This is a genomic window from Arthrospira sp. PCC 8006, assembly GCF_046480465.1.
Classification (GTDB): Bacteria; Cyanobacteriota; Cyanobacteriia; order Cyanobacteriales; family Microcoleaceae; genus Limnospira; species Limnospira platensis.
In genome coordinates, this window is record NZ_PKGG01000285.1 from 1 (window position 1) to 5,487 (window position 5,487).

Annotated in this window: 3 protein-coding genes; all 3 read left to right on the forward strand. The window is 47.2% G+C overall.

Annotated elements, in window-relative coordinates; translation table 11 throughout:
• Positions 1 to 71 precede the first annotated feature (71 nt).
• Complete coding sequence (purL, locus tag B9T16_RS25225; protein ID WP_410246053.1) at positions 72 to 2,441, forward strand: phosphoribosylformylglycinamidine synthase subunit PurL; 2,370 nt, start codon at positions 72 to 74, stop codon at positions 2,439 to 2,441.
• A 163-nt stretch (positions 2,442 to 2,604) separates the two neighbouring features.
• On the forward strand, positions 2,605 to 4,086 hold the full coding sequence (gene purF, locus B9T16_RS25230; protein WP_410246051.1) for an amidophosphoribosyltransferase: 1,482 nt from the start codon (positions 2,605 to 2,607) through the stop codon (positions 4,084 to 4,086).
• 77 nt (positions 4,087 to 4,163) lie between these two features.
• A partial coding sequence (lnt, locus tag B9T16_RS25235; protein WP_410246052.1) for an apolipoprotein N-acyltransferase occupies positions 4,164 to 5,487 on the forward strand: 1,324 nt, incomplete at its 3' end.

A 5,487-nucleotide genomic window follows, 5' to 3' on the forward strand; every position in this document is an offset into this window, starting at 1 on the left:
CAGGGGATGGATGGATGATGTAATTTAGGCTTATGATGTTTGGTTGTTATCCTGACCGAGCGATCGCCACTATGTCCATTATTGCTGAATCCCCATTTAGCCCCGAAGAAATAGCCTCAGAAGGCTTAAAACCCCAAGAGTATGAGGAAATCTATCAAAGACTAGGCAGACACCCCAACAAAGCCGAATTAGGGATGTTTGGGGTAATGTGGAGTGAACATTGCTGCTACAAAAATTCTCGCCCTCTCCTGAGCCAATTTCCCACCAGTGGCGATCGCATTCTCGTCGGTCCAGGAGAAAACGCCGGAGTAGTAGACTTTGGTGACGGGATCCACCTAGCCTTCAAAATAGAATCCCATAATCATCCCAGTGCGATCGAACCATTCCAAGGAGCCGCCACTGGAGTCGGGGGAATTTTGCGGGATATTTTCACCATGGGAGCGCGTCCCATCGCCGTACTCAACGCCCTGCGATTCGGTTCCCTAGAAGACCCCAGGACGCGGCCAATCTTGCTGGGAGTAGTCGCCGGAATTTCCAACTATGGTAACTGTTTTGGAGTTCCCACCGTCGGGGGAGATGTCTACTTCGACCCCCACTATAATGGCAATCCCCTAGTTAATGCCATGGCGATCGGGATTATGGAAACCCCAGAGATAGTCAAATCCGGTGCCGCTGGTATTGGTAACCCAGTGCTTTATGTAGGTTCAACCACCGGAAGGGACGGAATGGGAGGCGCAAGTTTTGCGAGTAGCGAACTCAGCGAGGAATCCATAGCCGATCGCCCTGCTGTACAAGTAGGAGATCCATTTTTAGAAAAATCCCTAGTCGAAGCCTGCTTAGAAGCCTTTAAAACCGGGGCTGTAGTCGCCGCCCAGGACATGGGAGCCGCCGGAATCACCTGTTCCACCTCCGAAATGGCTGCTAAAGGGGGAGTCGGTATCGAACTAGATTTAGACCTAATCCCCGTGCGCGAGACCGGAATGGTTCCTTATGAATATTTATTATCCGAATCCCAGGAGAGAATGTTATTTGTAGTCCACAAGGGACGGGAATCAGAATTAATTGAGATTTTCCATCGTTGGGGACTCCAAGCCGTCGTCGCCGGAAAAGTCATTCCAGAAGCGATCGTGCGGATTTTATTTAAAGGTGAAACCGCCGCCGAAATCCCCTCCACAGCTTTAGCTGATAATACCCCCATTTATCACCGGGAATTGATGTCAGAACCCCCGGAATATGCCCAAACCGCCTGGGCGTGGTCGCCGGAAAGTTTACCCCCCACCACAGCATCAGGGATAGAAATAGAAAATCAACTGGTAACTTGGAATCAGGTCTTATTGAATCTGCTAGATACCCCATCGATCGCCTCTAAGTCTTGGGTATATCGTCAATATGACCACCAAGTGCAAAACAATACCATCATTGTGCCGGGGGGGGCTGATGCGGCCGTCGTGCGGTTGCGTCCTCAAGAACCCATTGGCAATAATCCCGGTAAAATTTGGCCGGCGGTGGCGKCGACTGTTGATTGTAACGACCGCCATGTCTATCTTGACCCCTACGAAGGCGCTAAGGCTGTGGTTGCAGAGGCGGCTCGGAATTTGAGCTGTGTCGGGGCTGAACCTGTGGCGGTGACGGATAACCTCAAKTTTGGGAGCCCGGAAAATTCTATTGGTTATTGGCAATTGGCACAAGCCTGTAAGGGCATTTCTGAGGGCTGTAAGGCGTTTTCTACTCCGGTGACGGGGGGGAACGTTTCTCTGTATAACGAGACTCTGGACGCGCAAGGAAAGCCACAGGGAATATATCCGACTCCGGTGGTGGGAATGGTGGGATTATTGCCAGATCCGGCTCTAGCTTGTGGTCAGAGTTGGCAACAACCAGGGGATTTGATTTATCTGTTGGGGGTGGCTAATTGGTTGGCTGATGAGGATCATGGTTATATTACCCTGGGAGCATCGGAGTATTTAGCCGTAGTACATAATCTGGTGGCGGGTAAACCTCCTCGGGTCGATTTTGACTTGGAGCTTCAGGTGCAAAAGGTTTGTCGCCAGGGAATTGGTAACGGTTGGGTGCGCTCGGCTCATGATTGCGCCGAGGGAGGATTGGCGATCGCTTTGGCAGAATGTTGCATTGGCAACCGATTGGGGGCTACCATTAACCTAGGGTTAACCTCAGATCCTGGGCAACGCTGGGATACGATCCTGTTTGGTGAGGGGGGAGCTAGGATTTTGGTTTCGGTTCCTACTCAACACCAGCAGGCTTGGGAGGGTTATCTGCAAGAAATCTGGGGGAGCGATCGCCAATTTTGGCATCCCTTGGGTACAGTTACTGCAGTTGACTCGTCTTTGCAAATTCTAGCTGATGATCACACAGGTTTAATTGAGGTTAATCTCTCGGAAATCGCCGATCGCTATAATTATGCGATCGAACGTCGTCTATCTTAAAGTTCCCTTTGGGGGATTTATTTATCAGCCTATTCGCGATCGCATCTCATCTGCTAGAGCAACTACTACCGACATAAGAGATAACTGATAGTTAGTAATTGACAGTTATTAATTATCTATCTCTTTCGGTTTTTATCAACTCAGTCAACATCTAAATATTACTATGATTCCCAATAAGTCCGATGTGACCGATGACCAGTTTCACACTGATCTAATCCCCGATAAGCCAGAGGAAGCCTGCGGTGTGTTTGGAGTTTATGCTCCCGGTCAAGATGTGGCAAAATTAACTTATTTTGGGCTTTATGCTCTCCAACATCGAGGTCAGGAGTCAGCCGGAATAGCGACCTTTGAAGGAGAAAATCTGCATTTATATAAAAATATGGGGCTGGTTTCCCAAGTATTTAATGAGTCTATTTTACAACAGTTAAAAGGTGATTTAGCCGTAGGTCATACTCGCTATTCTACTACGGGATCTAGTCGCATCGTTAATGCTCAACCTGCGGTTTCCGAAACTAGACTGGGACCCGTGGCTGTGGCTCATAACGGTAACTTAGTTAATACTACTGAATTGCGGGAGGAAATGAGTAGACGAAAGTTTGATTTTGTCAGCACTACCGACACCGAATTAATTGCTTTGGCGATCGCTTCCGAAGTTAATGGCGGTAAAGATTGGTTAGAAGCTAGTCTTACCGCTTTTCAAATGTGCGAGGGAGCCTATAGTTTGGCTATTGGAACTCCAGTAGGTTTAATGGGAGTCCGAGACCCACACGGAGTCAGACCTTTAGTAATTGGAACTTTGGGAAATAATCCCCAACGATATGTTTTGGCTTCCGAAACCTGCGCCTTGGATATTATTGGCGCTGAATATCTCCGAGATGTTGAACCGGGAGAATTGGTTTGGATTACCGATCAGGGTATTTCATCATTCCATTGGAGTCAAAAACCCGCGCGGAAATTGTGTATTTTTGAAATGATTTATTTCTCCCGTCCTGATAGCGTCGTCGAAGGAGAAAGTTTATATAGTTATCGCATGAGAATTGGTCGGGTTTTGGCGACTGAATCTTCTGTTGATGCTGATATGGTCATTGGAGTACCTGATTCTGGTATCCCAGCAGCGATCGGCTTTTCTCAACAGTCGGGAATTCCTTATGCGGAAGGATTGATTAAAAACCGTTATGTCGGTCGCACCTTTATTCAACCTACCCAAAGTATGCGAGAGTCTGGTATTAAAATGAAGTTGAATACCCTTAAAGATGTCCTCGAAGGAAAACGGGTAATTATGGTTGATGATTCCATTGTTAGGGGGACTACTAGCCGTAAAATTGTTAAGGCTTTACGAGATGCTGGTGCGACTGAAGTACACATGAGAATTTCATCCCCTCCCGTCACTCATCCCTGTTTTTATGGGATTGATACCGATAGCCAAGACCAGTTAATTGCGGCGACTAAATCCGTCGCGGAAATTCAAGAACAAATCGGGGTCGATTCTTTGGCTTATCTCAGTTGGGAAGGTATGCTAAATGCGACTAAAGAAGACCCCTTGACTTTTTGTTCCGCTTGCTTTACGGGAGATTATCCGATTGATGTCCCTGAATCCGTTAAACGCTCTAAATTGATGTTAGAAACACCTCCGGTTAAAGCCTAAAATTATCCCCTATCTCATGGCGGCGGGTTATGGATTGGTGATTTAACCTGTTCATAGCCCCCTCAATTATTAATTAGATGAAACTGATTTCAGTAGAACATTTTAACCTCAAGTTACCCGCTAATCTTAACCTCCGAAAAGTTCGCTATATCTCCGTGTCTCTATTCAGTGGGATATTGATGGGGTTGGCTAACGAGCCTCTGAGGTGGTGGCTAGTGGCTTGGGTGGCTTTTGTTCCTCTGTGGGTCATGGTGGTAGAGGCGAAAAGACGGGGACGAATACCCTGGGAAATAACCGCTAGTTGGGGTGTTGGCTATTATGGCTTTTCCCTGTTTTGGATGACCGGAATTCACCCCATGACCAGTCTGGGAGTTCCMTGGTTGGCTAGTTTGGCGATCGCTATCTTTTCCTGGGTTTTTATTACCCTCTGGGGAACAGCGATCGCCATCGTTTGGGGGTGGTTATTTGCGAAATTAATGCCATTAAATATCGGCGCTAAAACCGCATTAATTAGAATCCTAATAGGGACGGCTTTATGGTGTGCTTTAGAAGCGATTTGGAGTGGGGGTCCTCTGTGGTGGTCAACACTGGCTTTAACCCAAAGTTTCGGTAATTTGGTGATTCTCCATTTGGGTCAAATCTCAGGACCTAATACCGTCGTGGCTACTATATTAGTCGTCAATGGGACTGTAGCTGAACTCTGGTTAGCACATAAACAGCACAAGTTGCAACTCTATTTAATCCCTGTCGGAATATTGGCGATCGCTCATTTAATCGGATTGAGTCTCTACAATATCCCCCTAAATTCTCAACCCGAAAACGCCATCAGAGTCGGGATTATTCAAGGGAATATCCCCAATGAAATTAAACTCAATCCCCAGGGTTTTCGACAGGCTTTAAATGGATACACGCGGGGATATCTGGAATTGGCGGCGCGCGGTGTCGATGCAGTCTTAACCCCCGAAACTGCCTTACCTTTTGTCTGGAACCAAGATGACAGCTATCACTACAATTATAGCTTTTATCAGGCGATTTTACAACAGGGTGTTATAGCTTGGGTCGGTGGATTTGGCGAGACCGAAGGGGGATTAACTAATAGTTTATTTACCATTAACGGTGAAGGGGAAATTATCGGTCAATATGACAAAACCCATTTAGTTCCCTTGGGTGAATATATCCCCTTTGATGCCATTCTGGGAAGGGTAATTAATCGTTTGTCACCCCTGGAAGCGCGGTTAGTCGCCGGGGAAAAACAACAAAAATTTGAGACGGGTTGGGGAAAAGCGATCGCCGGAATTTGCTACGATTCCGCCTTTGCTGACCATTTCCGCCGTCAAGTAGCAGCCGGAGGGGAATTTATCCTAACAGCCTATAATGATGCCCATTATGCCACCATGATGC